This window comes from Prevotella sp. P5-92, from assembly GCF_002251245.1.
Classification (GTDB): Bacteria; Bacteroidota; Bacteroidia; order Bacteroidales; family Bacteroidaceae; genus Prevotella.
This window is the reverse complement of the sequence record NZ_NPJG01000089.1, coordinates 1-842: the sequence shown is the minus strand read 5'-3', so window position 1 is coordinate 842 and position 842 is coordinate 1. Positions and strand designations below refer to the sequence as shown.

General features: G+C 47.3%; 1 protein-coding gene. It reads right to left on the bottom strand.

What is annotated here, in order from left to right:
- The coding region (locus CIK99_RS09505; RefSeq protein WP_094381292.1) for an IS110 family transposase at positions 1 to 723 on the bottom strand (723 nt) is incomplete at its 3' end.
- Between the last annotated feature and the right edge of the window lie 119 nt (positions 724 to 842).

Genomic DNA, 842 nt, shown 5'->3' with positions numbered 1-842 from the left:
GACTGAAGTGCCGGACTGCTGATATGTTGGTGACAATCCCAGATAACGTGTGAGTTGCTTGGCATTGTCAAAGTATGTGAAGCCGCCAGTGGCCATGATGAGTGCAGCTGCAAGAGTGACGCCAATCCCCTTTATTGAGGTGAGCAGATCCATCTGCTTCTTGTACTCAGAACATGCAAGGTTTGCAAGATCCTCTTCGAGGTCTTTAATCTGCTTCTCGAGGAATGCAATGGTCTTCTCGACAGACCTCTTGCACTTGGCATCAAAGAACGGCAGTGCCTCCATGGAGCCTTTGAGGTTCCTTGTGGCAATTAGCTGCTTCTTGAGTTGGCGAATGACTGTTCGCTTCTGCTTGAGGGTGAGTATGGCGTCACTGCGCAGCTTGTATGGCGCAGGGTTCATCTTCTCTCCGTAAAGAGCAATCAGACGGGCGTCTATCTCATCCGTCTTGACAGTGGATAGCATGGCACGTGCAAAGTTCTTCACTTTAAGCGGATTCTCCAGACTTGTAGTGATACCTGCTTCTGAGAGCAAATATACAAGCAGTGCACTGTAATTGCCAGTCGCCTCCATGACGCAATGGTGCTTCTCCTTGGAGATTGTCCTGATGAACTCATGAATCCCCTTAGTGGTGTTCTTGAAAGTCTTCGTCTTGCTTTTCTTGTCTGGAGAATAAGCGACAACGAAAGTGTCCTTGCTGATGTCAATACCAATGTAAGTCATAATAATAAAATTAAATTAAACATGCAACATCAAAACACCCTGGAACCATCATTGCAAATGCGGGGTCAAAGCCCAGTGAACTGTCCGGATTCGGATGTTAAGGAGTGGGGGCAGAACAT